Below are 15,625 nucleotides of genomic sequence, written 5' to 3'. Positions count from 1 at the left end.
GGATGATTCTGACATGTGAAGAGATCTCCTTACTCTTTTGTAGCGCACCATCATGGTGCTAGATATACCTAATTCAGAGCAACTTTAGTGCGTTACTCAATTATGACGGTGTATTACGCAACTAATGTGCCATTGTCGGACGTGTAAGGTTTTAGAGATGCCATGTGACACTTTTGATAAAAATATCAGTGGGTTAGGTTTTGTTTGAATTTAGTATTAGAAAATCCAGATGGATTTTTCTGCACCGTATTGATGCATTTGCACCAAAGATAAACAGCTGGTAAAAAATTGTTCGTTATCGTTTGTCTCATGCAATAAAAAGAGGACTTAAATCGTCCTCTTTATTTGGTGTTCAACCTATTTAGCCTGTCTTTAAAGATTTGGCCCTTTAACCGACGGGTGAGGAAGATTCGCTTTCAATTGCTTCATTCCTCTAAACATACGAATAAACCAGACGATGATCGCCACGGTCGCAAAGATCATTCCCACAATGGGAATACCGTAAGCAACGTTGTCGATCATTGTGCTGTTGTACCAATAGTCATTAATTCCTTTTAAAACGCCATTCGTTGTCGCGATCGTAATGATGAGAACAACGAAAAACGTAAGGTTTAAGAAGAAACTACGAATAAGTCCGTAGTAATGGGAATTCACGATTTCCGAGTCTTCACCTTTATCCAATCGGTAACCAGCATAGACAATCGCAATCACACCAGAGAGCAAGCAAGTTAATGGGGTAAACAGGCTCGCAACATAAGCAAACCAAATGCCTTTATGCTGATTGTTCATTGCTTGCTCCCCTATTTTTATACTTATTGCCTTCTATTTCAGCTTTGTCTTCTTCAATACTCTGATCTTTGACTTCGTCATACCAAATATCATGGTGCTCTTTAGCCCAGGTCTCGTCGACTTCTCCGGTGACCATCGCCTCCAACGCGCCTTCCATACCAAACAAACCGATATAGATGTGGAAAACAAACCCGCAAATCAAAATCAATGCAGACAGCATGTGAACGAGATTCGAAAGCTCCATGTCTCTTCGAGTTTGACCAAATATAGGAAAGTCTAAAACGAGGCCACTAAACGCAACAACTGCACCCACAACGATGAGAAGCCAAAATAGCGCTTTTTCTCCGGCATTAGAAAACCCAGCAGATGGATGCGTTCCTTTATGTTTCCCTACCATTCCACCAAGCTTCATAAACCACGTGAGATCAACGCGGCTGAAGATGGATTTACGCCACCATTTGAACAGGATCAGAATCAGTAACACGCCAAACAATGGACCAAGATAGTTATGGTATTGCTTCGCTAGCATAATGATGAATCCCCAAAGCTCCGTCGGTATGTAAGGCTTTAGGAAGTGTTTACCGTAAACCAACATTAAACCACTGAAAGCCAAAGTGAGGAACGTAAACGCCATACTCCAGTGAAGTGCTCTATCAAGTCGACTCCAACGTTTGATCTTTCGTCCTGTCCTCGGTTTACTCAACATGACGGGGCCAACGACAATATAAGCAAGAATCACAACAGAGATACTGCCAAATATTGCAATAGCACCGGCGGGTGACATCCATTTTTCTTTCAATATGTACCAGGTTTGTCCAGGCGTGCTGATCAGTACCCCGTGTTCTGGAAACTGAGAAGTTGTATAGCCTTCCTCCCCTTGCCTTACTTGACGCCAAAAATCAGCGCCAGCAAGCTGAGTAATTTCTCTTTCTGAAACGCTCGCGCTCCCTTTGTTTGCTGATTCACTCGCGTTGGATGCAAAAGAAAACGTCAGTAGTAATGCTGCCATTAACGACAGCATTACAAGAGAGGTACGTTTAATGCGTTTGAACATATCTCTCTCCATGGTTAGCTTTTGGTTGCATCAAAGGCAAGATCTTCACCATTTGTCCAACCTGCGTCTTTTGCACCGCGCTCAACAACACGTTGTCTGAATATGTCAGATACCTTGTTTGCATCACCAGCGATCAGAGCCTTTGTTGAACAAAGTGACGCGCACATAGGGAGCTTGCCTTCAGCAATGCGGTTGGCTCCATATTTTTGGCGTTCTTCTTCTGATCCTGCTTCTGTCTCTGGCCCGCCAGCACAGAAGGTGCATTTGTCCATTTTGCCTCGTTCACCAAAGGCGGTTTGTTTCGGGAACTGAGGCGCACCAAACGGACAGGCAAATAGACAGTAACCGCACCCGATACAAAGATCTTTATTGTGCAGAACAATGCCATCATCCGTTCTTTCAAAACAATCAGCAGGACACACAGCCATGCAAGGCGCATCAGTACAATGCATACACGCCACTGAGATTGAGTTTTCACCCGGCTCACCGTCATTCAGTGTGACCACTCGGCGGCGTTGAATACCCCACTCTAGCGCATCATCATTTTCATTTTTACATGCCGTCACACAGCCATTACATTCGATGCATCGCTTGGTGTCACAAAGGAATTTCATATTAGCCATCTTTATTTCTCCTAAGCTTTGCGAATGTTACAAAGGGTGACTTTTGTTTCTTGCATTTGCGTCACAGGGTCATATCCGTACGTCGTTGCAATGTTAGCGGACTCACCAATAACGTATGGGTCAGTGCCTTCTGGGTATTTGTCTCTGAGGTCTTCACCTTGGAATTTGCCGCCAAAGTGGAAAGGTATAAACGCAAGGCCCGGTTTAACGCGTCGCGTCACCATTGCTTTCACGTGAATACGCCCTTTCTCTGCCCCTTCAACCCAAACCATGTCTCCGTCTTTGAACCCAAGGTCATTGGCGTCTTTCGGATTCACTTCGACAAACATCTCTTGCTGAAGCTCTGCAAGCCAAGGGTTTGAACGTGTTTCTTCGCCACCTCCTTCATATTCAACCAAGCGACCTGAGGTCAATATGATTGGGTATTCCTGAGATTTGTCTTGGTCTTGAATGGATTTGTACATGGTTGGAAGACGATATATAGATTCACTGTCGTCCCAAGTTGGGTAATCAGTGACGAGGTCACGTCTTGGGGTGTATAGAGGCTCTCTGTGCAGAGGGACACGGTCTGGGAATGTCCACACCACTGCTCGTGCCTTAGCGTTACCGAATGGAATACAACCGTGCTTGATGGCGACACGTTGAATACCACCAGACACATCGGTCTTCCAATTTTTTCCTTCTGCTGCTGCCTTTTCAGTTTCCGTTAGGTCGTTCCACCACCCGAGGCGTTTTAGCAGTTTGTCGGTAAATTCAGGGTATCCGTCTTTAAGCTCACAGCCTTTAGAATAGCTGTCTTCCGCTAATAGGTTATTGCCTTCAAACTCAACACCGAAACGAGCGCGGAAGTTACCGCCACCATCAGCAACGGCCTTAGACGTATCGTAGAGAATATGCGTACCAGGGTGCTTCATTTCAGGTGTGCCCCAACAAGGCCAAGGTAACCCGTAGGTTTCACCATGAGCAGGGCCACCTTCCGCTTCTAAAGAGGTTTTATGGAATGTGTGCCAATTCATGGTATGCGACTTGATACGTTCTGGACTTTGGCCTGTGTAGCCAATTGTCCACATCCCTTTGTTGAACTCACGAGTAATGTCTTCGATGATCGGTTGATTATTCTCGATACCAATGTGCTTGAATAGTTGGTCAGAGAAACCGAGTTTCTTGGTGAGAAGATACATGATCTCATGATCGGGCTTTGATTCGAAAAGCGGAGGCACGACTTGCTCACGCCATTGTAGAGAGCGATTAGACGCCGTTACAGAGCCCGTGGTTTCAAATTGCGTTGTCGCTGGAAGGAGGTAAACACCGTCAGTACGATCATTCATGACCGCCGCGACCGTTGGGTATGGGTCAACGATAACCATCATGTCGAGCTTTTGCATCGCTGTTTTCATCTCAACGCCACGTGTTTGAGAGTTCACGGCATGACCCCAATAGAACATCGCTCGGATGTTGTCTTTTTGCTCGATGTTATTCTTGTCTTCAAGGACACCGTCAATCCAACGAGAGACAGGAATACCCATATTATTCATCGGCAGTTTGCCGCGGTACTTATTTTGATCAAAGCGGTCTTTCACCCACTGATGGTCTAGGTCCCAAACGCCAGCCCAATGCTTCCAAGCACCGTCAGAGAGCCCGTAATAGCCAGGTAGAGTATGGGAAAGTACGCCTAAGTCCGTTGCGCCTTGAACGTTATCATGGCCTCGGAAGATGTTTGCACCGCCACCAGATTTGCCCATGTTGCCTAAGGCAAGCTCAAGAATACAGTACGCACGAGTGTTGTTATTGCCTGTTGTATGTTGTGTTCCACCCATACACCAAACGATACAACCAGGACGATTTTCGGAGAGCAATTTAGCAGTTTGGTACACTTCTTCTTCAGAGATACCAGTGACACGCTCTACTTCTGCGGGCGGCCATTTGGCGACCTCTTCTCGCACCTCTTCCATGCCAAACACACGTTGGCGAATAAACTCTTTGTCTTCCCACTGATTTTTGAATACATGCCAAAGTACTCCCCAAATAAAGGCCACATCAGAACCTGGGCGAAGAGAAACATAGTGATCAGCTTTCGCAGCAGTGCGTGTTCGACGTGGATCCGCAACCACGATCTTACAGCCGTTTTTCTCTTGTGCGATCAGTATATGTTGCATGGCCACAGGGTGTGCTTCAGCAGGGTTCGACCCAATAAACAAGGCAGACTTACAATTATGCATATCATTAAACGAGTTTGTCATGGCGCCGTAGCCCCATGTGTTCGCCACACCTGCAACGGTTGTAGAGTGGCAAATACGCGCTTGATGATCGACGTTATTTGTACCCCACAAGCTAGCCATTTTACGGAACATATACGCTTGTTCGTTGCTGTGCTTTGCACTGCCAAGCCAATAGACAGAGTCAGGGCCAGACTCTTTACGAATATCTAGCGCTTTGTTGCCAATCTCTTCTATCGCTTTTTCCCATGACAGCTTTTTCCACTTGCCATTTTCAAGCTTCATTGGGTATTTTAACCGACGTTCACCATGACCATGCTCACGAAGTGCCGCGCCTTTTGCACAGTGACCACCTGCGTTGAAAGGATGATCAAAGGCGGGTTCTTGCCCAGTCCAAATACCATTTTGTACTTCTGCATAGATACCGCACCCAACTGAGCAGTGGGAACATATCGTTCTTTTAATCTCGGTTTCGGCTTCTGAATCAACAGACTGTGCCTGTGCTTTCTTCATCATGCTCGGCGCAAACAGGGTCGCTCCGGCCACCGCGCCACCGGCGGCTAAGGATGAGTTTTTCATAAAAGATCGACGGGTTACGCCAAATTGGGTCTCTTTTTTCGTTACGCTATCGGAGCGTTTTGTTAGCTTCATTTTATTGCTCCTTACAGTGTATCGTAATAGTCACGAATGTGTTGAGTCTCACGATAGCCATCGCTCTGCTTTTCAGGTTTTATGGCTATCTCCTCCTTTGCTGTCACCGATGTGCTTGTACCTGTTGCGACAGCGCCAACGACCGCAGCGGTTGTTAAGCCTTTTATAAGATCCCGTCGGCTCGTATCCACAGAGTGTTTATTGTTTTTCTTATTCATCTATTGCTTCCTTACATGCTTTAATTTTTAGCGTGGAACAACTGAACGTTTAACGTTTCTATAAAAGCGAATGTTCACCGCTAAATTTGCTACCTCTCAGATCATACGAACTAGAGAGAGTGGCTGATATTGTTTACGTTGATGGCAAGTGTGCTCGCAGAGCCAGCCACTTTTTCGCTAAATCTAACCTGTTCTATTTGTAAGAATGCGGAAAGCAGCTGGCTTGCCTGTTTGTAAAATTGCGCGTGTTTGGCCTCATTTACCTGTTGATGGAATGAGCTAAACCACGGAGATAAATGGCGATTAAAAAAATCTCGTTGAGTGATTTCACTCTCGTGAGTGAGCATCGCCATGACTTCACAGAGCGCTGATATATGATCTTCTGGCTCTTTTACTCTTTCGTCGCGCTCAACGCCTAGCTTCTTGAGGTCTTGTCGTAGTTGAGCCAAAGGCTTCTCCATTAAGGAGCCGGTCATGTGCCAAGAACCAAAAGGAACAGCCTCTCCTCGGCCGATACCGATGAATAGATCTTGGTACTCGTCAGCGAGGTCCACCGCATGACTGTCAATCGCCGCGGTTTTGACAGCGTGCCAAGCTTGTTGCATGAGGCTGTCTTCTATTTCAATTTCTATGGTAGAGAGAAACTCAATAAGTTCGGTGTTTGGTGCTTGTCGAAATAATGTGGCAAGCAGTAGGTAAATATCAGCGCGTAATGATTGATATTGGTTATCCAAAATCGACTCCTAGTAATTTAATTGTTTCGCTGGATCGTCAGCCATGGATTCAAAAATGTCTTTTACACGGCAGTCTTCGCACATCGCGATACGGTTAATCGCGAGCTCATCAGAGAATTGAGAGTGACCACGTAACTTACCCTGAAGCATGGTGATCATTGACTGTGGCGCGAATGGCTTCTTACAGCGAAGGCATTCCGCTGGCTTTTCATGATGCAGTACTTGAGCTGTTGAGCGTGCTTGTGTATCCCAATTTATACGAGCCTCGAGTGACAAAGCCGATTCTGGGCAAGCCTTTTCACACATGCCACATTGAATGCAGTCTTGCTCAATAAATTGAAGTGATGGTGACTGCCCGTCATTGTGCAGCGCACTGGTTGGGCACACTGCAACGCACGCCATACACAAAGTGCAATCTTTGCTTTCGCAGTTCACGCTGCCATAGGGTGCGTGACTAGGAAGATGCGTTACCTCGGGTGTATCGATTCTCTCTTTAGAAAGCGCGTCTAGGGCTTGAAATAAGCGTTGGCGCTTAGATCCGGAAAGTTCTCCGATGCTTGGAATGAGTGTCTGCGTATGAAGTGTCGGTTTTTGATCTTTTAATGATTCTAGATAAAGAATGTCAATGACACTGCTTTCGATACCAAGAGGTTCAAGAAGCGACTGCGCCATGGCGACTTCTTTATTTAGAACACGTTGAATGGTTTCCGGCATATGTTTGCTGGCGGCGAATAAGACTTGAGTGGCACCATTGGCGAGTGCGGTAAACCAGGTATCTATGCCTACCGATGGCAATTCCTCTACAACGATCGGTATAACATTGTCCGGCAAGGCTTTAAGCGCCATAACAGAGTATGATTCATGTCGTTCACTGCAGAACAAAACAATAGGCGCGACGCCGCTTGATTTTGTGTAGTTAGCTAACGTGCGTTCGATGTATTTTTGTGTCTCTTCAGGGTTTGGTAATGCGTAACGAATCGCTTCTGTTGGGCAGGAAGTCGCGCACGTACCAACGCCTTGACACAAATACGGATTGATTTCGATGTTGAAGCCTGTCTTGTCTGTGCCTTTGCTCTCTAGTGCGCCAGCAGGACAAGCATCCACACATCGTTCACACCCTTTTACACCGCGAGAGCTGTGTGCGCATAAATCGGTATCCAATCTAAAATATTTGGGCTTATCAAACGTCCCCATCAAAGTCGGTATTTCATCGAGAGCCTCTTGCATGCTTGGGTAGCCACGGCCAACCGGATAATAGCCAGGGACTGGCACTTCTTCTTTCATGACCCCATTAAGGGAAAGGTCGAGCACGACGTCAAAGCATGGTTGATTGATAGCGATGTCTGGCAAGTTAACTTTGGTGATATTGTCAAAGGATACCGCGACATTAAAGGCCCCAAGAAAGCCCGAAATTTCAATACTGTGCGAGAAGTAAACTTGGCTTGTTTTGCCTTTCGAGCCATCAGTAGATAGAAGAGAAACAGAAGCCATATCAGAAAGCTTTTTTGCTGTGCTTTCTATGATTTCAGTTGGGCCGATGATCAGAGTATGCCCGCCACTTTCGTAGCTAACCGTTGGTGGAATGAGGTTCGTTAATTCAACGGTATTTTCTATCGCGTACTGACGAGCCTTACCGTTGATCGATGTCGTTTGTTGTAATAGTTCTTTTAGCATTGCTCAGTTCCATATGAGAACAGGGATTCACCCTTTCTCAATAGCAATAACCATTCCAACTATTAATTACATTAAAATCAGTACGTTAGTGTAGTATCTTTAGTGTGTAAAGACGATGATATGAAACTGGGACATTTTGTCCTACAGCAAGAATTGAAGTGTTGGACAAAATGTACCTATTATTTTTGTGGTTTTACGAATCTGGTGTACATGGTGAGGCTAAATCGTAGAGTGTGAATTAGAATCTGTGTTATCTGTCGTCTCGATTTCTGTTTCACTGGCTAATTCTTCTTCGCTTGATTCTGCACCATCAAGCGTTGATGGTGATTCTGACGATATTTCCTGTCCAGTGTCGATGTCTGAATCAGTCACGTTTACTTCTTCACTATTGGATGATTTCGTCCATTCTCGAAGGGTTTGAGCAACTTCACTGGACAGGCTCTGAACAGCGCTAAAGTCCTGATCATAATCGTTTAAACCATCCAATTGATTAAACTCTTCAGAGAGGAACAGCTTCCTTAAAGCGGCTTTTTTTATTAGTGGATCAACGTCGCTCGTGAGCATGGAAGCCACACTCGAATCTTCACTGATATCCTGGCTTTTAGGTTCTTTGCTGTTAACCACGTCGTCATTAACGCTTTCATCATAAAGCCGCTCCGTTTCAATAGGTTCGGTAACGTTCGAGTCATCTTCAGTGGTCAGTTCTAATCGATGCCCTACCTGTTTATCTAGCCCTGACAATTCAATCAAAACGTTGGTGTCGGTGCCTTGACCAGTGGTGCCGTCACGGTCAGTGTCTAACTCTTTGGCATTGCCTGTGAGTTTCCTATTCGACCATCGGTTTAGAAAGCTATTTCCCACTAGAACGCCCTGCTCCGCGACGCTTTTTGCGCCTTTGTTCGATAAGTTCGCCATGTCGACCTATAAACGCCTCCATCCAAGCTTGAACAGGCAGAGGCATTTCGTGTGATAACACGAGGTAGTCGCCATCCATATATTGCCCTGCAACGCTCTGTGAAGCGGTTAATGTCACGATGTTTTGGTTCAGACTGTCGTCGAGGTTTTCCATGACTAAGAAAAGCTTAGGGCTTTTAGAACTCAGATTAAAACGGTAATCCGTTCGCTCATCTTTAAATAGCTCTAAAGCCACGCATGGTGTTGAATCGCTGTTATTGTCTTGTGTTGAACTTGATAGCTTGAAACCATTCAACGACCACTGAGTGGTACTCCAACGGCCAGAAGACACTTCTTTTGCTGTTAAGTCACAGCGAATAGGCCAAAGGTTTTCGTTTTTGACCATTTCCGTTTTATCATCGTGTTGAGCAGACATATTGTCCCTAAATAGTTGCGATTGGATAAAGGTACGATCTAAAAAGCAATATTTGAGCCAGCATTAGTAAAATTTTTTCCGTTATTCGCTCAGTCTGTTTGTTCTGCAAATGTGCCGTAGCTATCGCTTAAAGGTCATCCCTTAAAGGTCAAAGTTTAAAAGTCATCGCTTTCAAGGTCAGCAGTTTCAAGGTCATTGCTTTTAGGTTATTGAATACGCCCTAGAGATAATCAAGGTACGGTACTTGCTAAGGATAACGCTCGGCTAAACCTTGTTATGTGCGTCTGAATAGGTGCAACCTCTTATAGTCGTCAGTCATTGAATAGAATTGGCTTAGGATCATGGCTCAGGTACGTTTTTCGTCTTCAATAGAGTGCGATTGAGCCAACAATGTGTAAATTCGAGATAGGAATACAGTGTGGTTACCCCAAATATAATAAAAACTCAAAGCAACCCATTACAAACGATGGAAGTTGAAGTCTTCGATGAATACGGTGAAAAGTTGGTTAAGCAGATCGCTTGTGAAAGGCCATTGACCGTCATGCTGAATTGGAAAGAGATCGTGACTTTGATGACGCTCGGCTCTCGTCCAGAGACATTGGTTTTAGGCTACTTAAAGAACCAAGGATTTCTTTCAGACCCTAAAGCGATCGATTCCATAATCATAGACTGGGAAACGCACAGCGCGGCTGTCATTACGAAAGAGAATATCGATCACCTAGATAAGGCGTTAAAAAAGAAGACCGTAACATCGGGCTGTGGCCAAGGCACCATGTACGGGAATGTGATGAAGCAATTGGAAAACTATCAGGTGCCACAACGGCCAATTAAGCAATCTGAAATATACTCTGCGTTAGAAGCGCTCACCCATTATAACGACACCTACAAAAAAGCCGGTGCGGTTCATGGCTGCGCGGTATGTACAGCGGATGAAGTCCTTTCATTTGTTGAAGATGTAGGGCGCCACAATGCAGTCGATACCCTCGCTGGAGAACTTTGGCTCAATCAGGAGTCTGGTGACGACAAGATTTTCTACACGACGGGTCGATTGACCTCAGAAATGGTTATCAAGGTCGCTCAAATGGGCATTCCTACCCTGTTATCTCGTTCTGGTGTCACGCAAATGGGCCTCGATCTTGCCCAAAAATTTGGCATCACAACCATTGCACGGGCTAAAGGACTCCGCTTCCAAGTCTTTACTGGTGCGCAGAAAATCGAGTTTGATGTAAAAGGTCATTTAAGAGATTAATGGTTTGTAAATGGCATGGCCTGTCGTGAAAAACAGGCCAACTCTAGGAGTTGTATCTATTACGAAGGGTGTCAAAACATAAGATATAAAACATAAAACATAAAACATAAAACACGAAATCCCTCCTCAAATTCATCTTGCACTTCATGTCCCAACCTACCAATTCAGACAATTTGTCCCATTTATTGGAAAACTCAAGCTATAAAATTTCATTTATAGTCACCTTCTTGCATACGTGAAATAACGTGCTATTAGTTTAATATCCACTGTAACAATAATGAAACTTAAATGTAATAAATCAGTGGGCAATTCACGTCAGTTCACTAGGAGTCATTTATGGCTAGGTTACCTATCGTTTCACGTTTAATGCAGTCACTTTCCATCAAGGCGCAACTCGTACTCATTACACTCTTTTTATTGCTTGGCATACTCACCTACGCATTTTATGAGAAGTACAGTTTTGAACAGCTCGACCGATTGAAAGTGGCCGATCACGAGAATCAATTGAGTGAAATTAACTTGTTGACCTTAAGAAGGCATGAGAAGGACTTTCTAGCCCGTCAAGACACCAAGTACCTCGACCGGTTCGATAAAACTCTAGAGGTACTTCAAACGAGAATTAGCGGGATTGAAGCGCTGTTAAATGGTCAAAATTCCCAGATATCGAATTCAGTGAACAGGTCTCTTGAGACGCTGACTTTGTATCAAACTCAGTTTCACCAATTGGCCGATAAACTCATCGAAATTGGTCGAAAGTCCAACACTGGATTCACTGGAGAAGCGAATCTAGCCAGAAATGCACTCACTAAGGAAATCGAACTGGTTGGTGACCCAGAGTTACAAGCTGCATACGCTTTGGTCCTCGATAAAAGCATCCAGTTTTCAGAAAGCGCTACGGAAGAAACGTTGAATGAGCTAGCAAACGAATTGAAAAGCTTTTCAGAAGTTGCCGCTCGTTATGACTTTATTGAAGAAGCTGTATTGAGTTTTTCAAACGCAACCGCTCAAGTAACCGAAGCCTATTTAGTGCTCGGCCTTAATTCTAATTCAGGGCTTCTTGGCAAACTCCGAAGTAATGTTCACCAAACAGAAGAAGAGATACACGTTCTACAGGACCAAATAACGGCTATTAGCCAGCAAGCAACCGCAGAGGTGACTTTTAGACTTCAAATGATTGGCCTTGTCATCGCACTGACCGTTTCATTAATGTTGCTGTTCATTGGGAAAAGCATCACCCAAAGAATTGGCCGAATTACTGATTTAATGAAGGAGATTTCTGAAGGAAATGGAGATTTGACGGTAAGAATGAACGCAAAAGGAAATGACGAGCTCGCGCAACTGGCTAACTCTTTTGATGTTTTTGTCGCTAAACTTCATCGAAATATCGCGGATATTGCTTCTGTAATGCATACCCTTTCTGAGTGTGCATCCACTTCACAGGACGCAGCGAGTAACAGCATTACCAATGCGGAGCAACAAAAGGTTGAGTCTGAATCAGTGGCAACGGCGGTGAATGAGCTTGTGATGACCAGCAATGAGATAACCGCCAACATTGAGAGCGCCGCTGAAAACGCGCTGAGGGTAAAAGTGGAAGCGGAGAAAAGTATGCAAGTTACGAAAATTGCAGGAGACAGTATTCAATCTCTAGCAACCAACATCTCTAACTCACAGAGTCTTGTGGATGAATTGTCGGTACACAGTCAGGAGATTAAAACAGTTATTTCGACCATCACGAGTATTTCAGAGCAGACTAACCTACTCGCCTTAAACGCTGCGATAGAGGCGGCTCGTGCGGGCGACAGTGGACGTGGTTTTGCGGTTGTTGCCGATGAAGTAAGACAACTTTCGCTAAAGACTAACGAATCGACTACTCAGATTGAAGAGACAATCTCTGGCTTAGCCTCTGGCGTAGAAAGAACGGTGAACATGATGGGAGACAGCTTACGACAAGTAAACACGTCTAACGAACAAACAGTAATGGCCGTGGATTCAATACAAAAGATCGTTGATCAAATCTCGGAAGTTTTTGATATGAATGCTCAGATAGCCACTGCTTCAGAAGAGCAGTCGATGGTCTCGGCTGAGATCGATAGAAACATTACGCAGATTGCCGACCTAGCGGGCAATACCGCGATACAGGTTGCAAGGACAGGTTCGTCCAGTCAGGAAGTGAATGAAGTCAGCAACAAGTTACAGGGTATCGTTTCGCAATTTAAATACTAACCTTATGATATAAAATTAGTAAACGATCATTACGTGTAGAAAAAAGCTCCTATTAAAGGAGCCTTTGCTATTTGTTCGACTGATGCCTAGAAATTAGCTCGCTTCACGAGACTTTAAGAATTCCGCGTAAGTACCACGGAAATCATTAATCTTGTTGTCTTTGATTTCTAAAATACGAGTCGCGAGTGAGTCTACGAATACGCGATCGTGAGAAACGAAGAACAATGTGCCTTTGTAGTTCTCAAGTGCTAGGTTAAGCGCTTCGATAGATTCCATGTCCATGTGGTTTGTTGGTTCATCCATTAGAAGGATGTTTGGTTTATGCATCATTATCTTACCTAGAAGCATGCGACCTTGCTCACCACCAGAAATCACCTTTACGGATTTCTTTATGTCATCTTGGCCAAATAGCATACGCCCTAGGAATCCGCGAACGACTTGTTCGTCTTCGCCTTCTTGACGCCATTGGCTCATCCAATCAAACAAGTTCATGTCTGTTTCAAAGTCATGTGCGTGATCTTGAGCGTAGTAACCGATGTTTGAGTTTTCAGACCACTTGTACTCACCTTCACGCGCTTCTAGAGCACCCGCTAGAGTATTCAGTAGTGTTGTTTTACCAACGCCGTTCTCACCAATAATAGCAACGCGCTCACCGACTTCGAAGATCGCATCGAACTTGTTGTATAGGTCTTCTTCAAAACCTTGAGCTAGGTTTTCAACCACAAGTGCGTTACGGAATAGCTCTTTAGACTGTTCGAAACGGATGAATGGGTTTTGACGGCTAGAGGCTTTCACTTCGTCTAGCTGAATCTTATCGATCTGTTTTGCACGAGAAGTCGCTTGTTTCGCTTTAGACGCGTTTGCAGAGAAACGAGATACGAAGGTTTGAAGCTCAGCAATTTGTGCTTTTTTCTTCGCGTTATCAGACAGTAGGCGTTCACGCGCTTGTGTCGCAGCCGTCATGTATTCATCGTAGTTGCCAGAGAACAGGCGAAGCTCACCGTAATCGAGATCGGCCATGTGCGTACAAACAGAGTTCAGGAAGTGACGGTCGTGCGAGATAATGATCATGGTGCAGTTGCGCTGATTTAACGTCTCTTCTAACCACGAAATTGTGTCCATATCCAAGTTGTTGGTAGGCTCATCAAGTAGCATGATATGCGGGTCAGCAAATAGAACTTGTGCGAGAAGAACACGAAGCTTCCAACCGGGTGCTACTTCGCTCATTAAACCAAAATGTAGGCTCTCATCGATACCAACAGCAAGCAGCAATTCCCCTGCTTTCGCTTCGGCCATGTAACCGTCCATTTCAGCGAACTGAACTTCAAGATCAGCCACTTTCATGCCGTCTTCTTCACTCATTTCAGGAAGAGAATAAATGCGATCACGCTCTAACTTTACTTCCCAAAGCTCTTTGAATCCCATAATAACGGTATCAATAACCGTGAACTCTTCATAAGCGAACTGATCTTGGTTCAGTTTTGCGACGCGTTCATTAGGGTCATAGCTAACGTTACCACCAGTAGGCTCAAGCTCCCCACTAAGGATTTTCATAAACGTTGATTTACCACAACCATTTGCACCGATTAGGCCGTAGCGGTTGCCTTCGCCAAATTTGACAGAAATGTTTTCAAAAAGCGGCTTAGCGCCAAATTGTTGGGTGATATTCGCTGTGGAGATCAAAGCTATTACCTTTAATTAAGTGGAATTTATATAAACGGCGCAACGTTACTTGTTAAGTGCCATAACTTCAAGCGTTGTTTGCACTGCATCACACAATTCATGTGTTGGTGCGAATTCTGATTAAAAGAGCGAATGCTCCAAGTAATATGTAACAAAATGTGCGTAGCACCACGTTTCATCTTCTATAATTACAACAATACTCATAAATGGGACGCTGATGTTGAGAAATAAGCATTGCCTTTCTGATAGTCAACAAAAGGTTATCGATCTAGATAAATGGCAACAAAGTGTGGATTTGATGTCTGAACTGTATGGTTCTGTGAATGGTTCAATTGTGCAATTTCGTGATAATCAATTCACCGTTATTGCCACTAGCAGCAACAAAGACAATTTTCTAGAAAAAGACGATAACTGGCCAGCTGATATTAAAAGCTTCTGTAGAGAAATAGTAGAAACAGATCGTTCGCTTTATGTACCCAGCGCCCGATCAGACTCACGCTGGAGTGATGCACCACCAGTAGAAAAAGGGCCAGTTCGCTCCTATTGTGGGCTACCAATACATTGGCCAGATGGTTCAATCTTTGGAACCATCTGTGTTATCGATACAAAATCCTCCGATTATTCAACGACTTTACTCAAATTACTCGAACAGTTTTGTATGCTTATCTCTGCTGACCTAAAAATGGCGTGTGATTTAGAGGAGCTGAAAAGCCTTGCATTAACAGATGAATTGACTCGCCTTCATAACCGTCGGGGCCTTTCTTTACTTGGCGAACAACGCATTAAGGATGCCGCGCGATCTCATCAAGTCATAGGGCTAACCTACCTTGATATTGATAATTTGAAGCAAATGAACGATGAGGCTGGCCATTCGGTTGGCGATCATTGCATCTTAACGCTCGCTGAGACGTTAAGTGAGGTATGCAGAGAAAATGATATTAAAGCACGAGTGGGCGGCGACGAGTTTGTCATTATCACGTTATTTGATGAAAACACAGAATCCAATCATCAACGGGTACTCGACAAGCTCTCAACACGTATTCAAGAGCGTTACCTAGAAAGCGTTCGAGTGCACGATGAGAATGGTGTTACTTCTGTAAGTAGCGGAGGAATCGCGTATCGAAATAGCGAGCTTCAATGTCTAGACGATATGATCCAGAAAGCCGATGAACTCATGTATC

12 protein-coding genes and 1 pseudogene are annotated in these 15,625 nt (G+C 44.5%); 3 read left to right on the top strand and 10 right to left on the bottom strand.

Annotated elements, in window-relative coordinates; translation table 11 throughout:
- Positions 1-372 precede the first annotated feature (372 nt).
- The 9 genes and pseudogenes from BCU12_RS08955 to BCU12_RS08915 form a co-directional block, all read right to left on the bottom strand.
- Positions 373-789: a hypothetical protein gene (locus BCU12_RS08955; RefSeq protein ID WP_102403985.1), complete on the bottom strand. Its 417-nt coding sequence runs from the start codon at positions 787-789 to the stop codon at positions 373-375.
- Positions 790-850: 61 nt separating this feature from the next.
- A pseudogene (locus tag BCU12_RS08950) lies at positions 851-1,843 on the bottom strand (formate dehydrogenase subunit gamma); the annotation flags it as partial.
- Positions 1,844-1,857: 14 nt separating this feature from the next.
- Complete coding sequence (gene fdh3B, locus BCU12_RS08945) at positions 1,858-2,466, bottom strand: formate dehydrogenase FDH3 subunit beta (protein ID WP_102403983.1); 609 nt, start codon at positions 2,464-2,466, stop codon at positions 1,858-1,860.
- A gap of 11 nt (positions 2,467-2,477) precedes the next feature.
- Positions 2,478-5,333 (bottom strand): formate dehydrogenase subunit alpha, encoded by a 2,856-nt coding sequence (locus BCU12_RS08940; protein WP_102403982.1) that lies wholly within the window; start codon positions 5,331-5,333, stop codon positions 2,478-2,480.
- A gap of 11 nt (positions 5,334-5,344) precedes the next feature.
- Positions 5,345-5,551, bottom strand: coding sequence for a twin-arginine translocation signal domain-containing protein (locus BCU12_RS08935; RefSeq protein WP_102403981.1), 207 nt, complete (start codon positions 5,549-5,551; stop codon positions 5,345-5,347).
- Positions 5,552-5,661: 110 nt separating this feature from the next.
- The gene (locus tag BCU12_RS08930; RefSeq protein ID WP_102403980.1) at positions 5,662-6,285 is read right to left on the bottom strand and encodes a molecular chaperone; all 624 of its coding nucleotides are present in this window, start codon (positions 6,283-6,285) and stop codon (positions 5,662-5,664) included.
- A gap of 9 nt (positions 6,286-6,294) precedes the next feature.
- Entirely contained in the window at positions 6,295-7,959 is a 1,665-nt protein-coding gene (locus BCU12_RS08925) for a 4Fe-4S dicluster domain-containing protein (protein ID WP_102403979.1), read from the bottom strand.
- A 219-nt stretch (positions 7,960-8,178) separates the two neighbouring features.
- Positions 8,179-8,874, bottom strand: a complete 696-nt coding sequence (locus BCU12_RS08920) for a DUF3306 domain-containing protein (protein WP_102403978.1) — start codon at positions 8,872-8,874, stop codon at positions 8,179-8,181.
- A complete protein-coding gene (locus tag BCU12_RS08915) occupies positions 8,810-9,289 on the bottom strand; it encodes a DUF3305 domain-containing protein (RefSeq protein WP_102403986.1) in 480 nt (159 codons plus the stop codon). The genes BCU12_RS08920 and BCU12_RS08915 overlap by 65 nt, the downstream gene beginning before the upstream one ends.
- Positions 9,290-9,707: 418 nt before the next feature.
- Between BCU12_RS08915 and fdhD the strand changes: the two genes are divergently transcribed.
- Together fdhD and BCU12_RS08905 are read left to right on the top strand one after the other, a co-directional pair.
- Positions 9,708-10,538 (top strand): formate dehydrogenase accessory sulfurtransferase FdhD, encoded by an 831-nt coding sequence (gene fdhD / locus BCU12_RS08910; protein WP_102403977.1) that lies wholly within the window; start codon positions 9,708-9,710, stop codon positions 10,536-10,538.
- Between the two features lie 336 nt (positions 10,539-10,874).
- A complete protein-coding gene (locus BCU12_RS08905; protein WP_102403976.1) occupies positions 10,875-12,761 on the top strand; it encodes a methyl-accepting chemotaxis protein in 1,887 nt (628 codons plus the stop codon).
- 93 nt (positions 12,762-12,854) lie between these two features.
- Here the strand turns inward: BCU12_RS08905 and BCU12_RS08900 are convergent, their stop codons facing one another.
- Complete coding sequence (locus tag BCU12_RS08900) at positions 12,855-14,444, bottom strand: ABC-F family ATPase (protein WP_102403975.1); 1,590 nt, start codon at positions 14,442-14,444, stop codon at positions 12,855-12,857.
- A 217-nt stretch (positions 14,445-14,661) separates the two neighbouring features.
- On the opposite strand from BCU12_RS08900, the gene BCU12_RS08895 reads away from it, so the two are divergent.
- On the top strand, positions 14,662-15,625 hold a 964-nt coding region (locus BCU12_RS08895; protein ID WP_102403974.1), incomplete at its 3' end, for a diguanylate cyclase.

It is taken from the genome of Vibrio sp. 10N.261.55.A7, from assembly GCF_002877365.1.
In the GTDB taxonomy this organism is placed as follows: Bacteria; Pseudomonadota; Gammaproteobacteria; order Enterobacterales; family Vibrionaceae; genus Vibrio.
The sequence above is the reverse complement of the archived record's forward strand: the minus strand, read 5'-3'. Positions and strand labels throughout refer to the sequence as shown.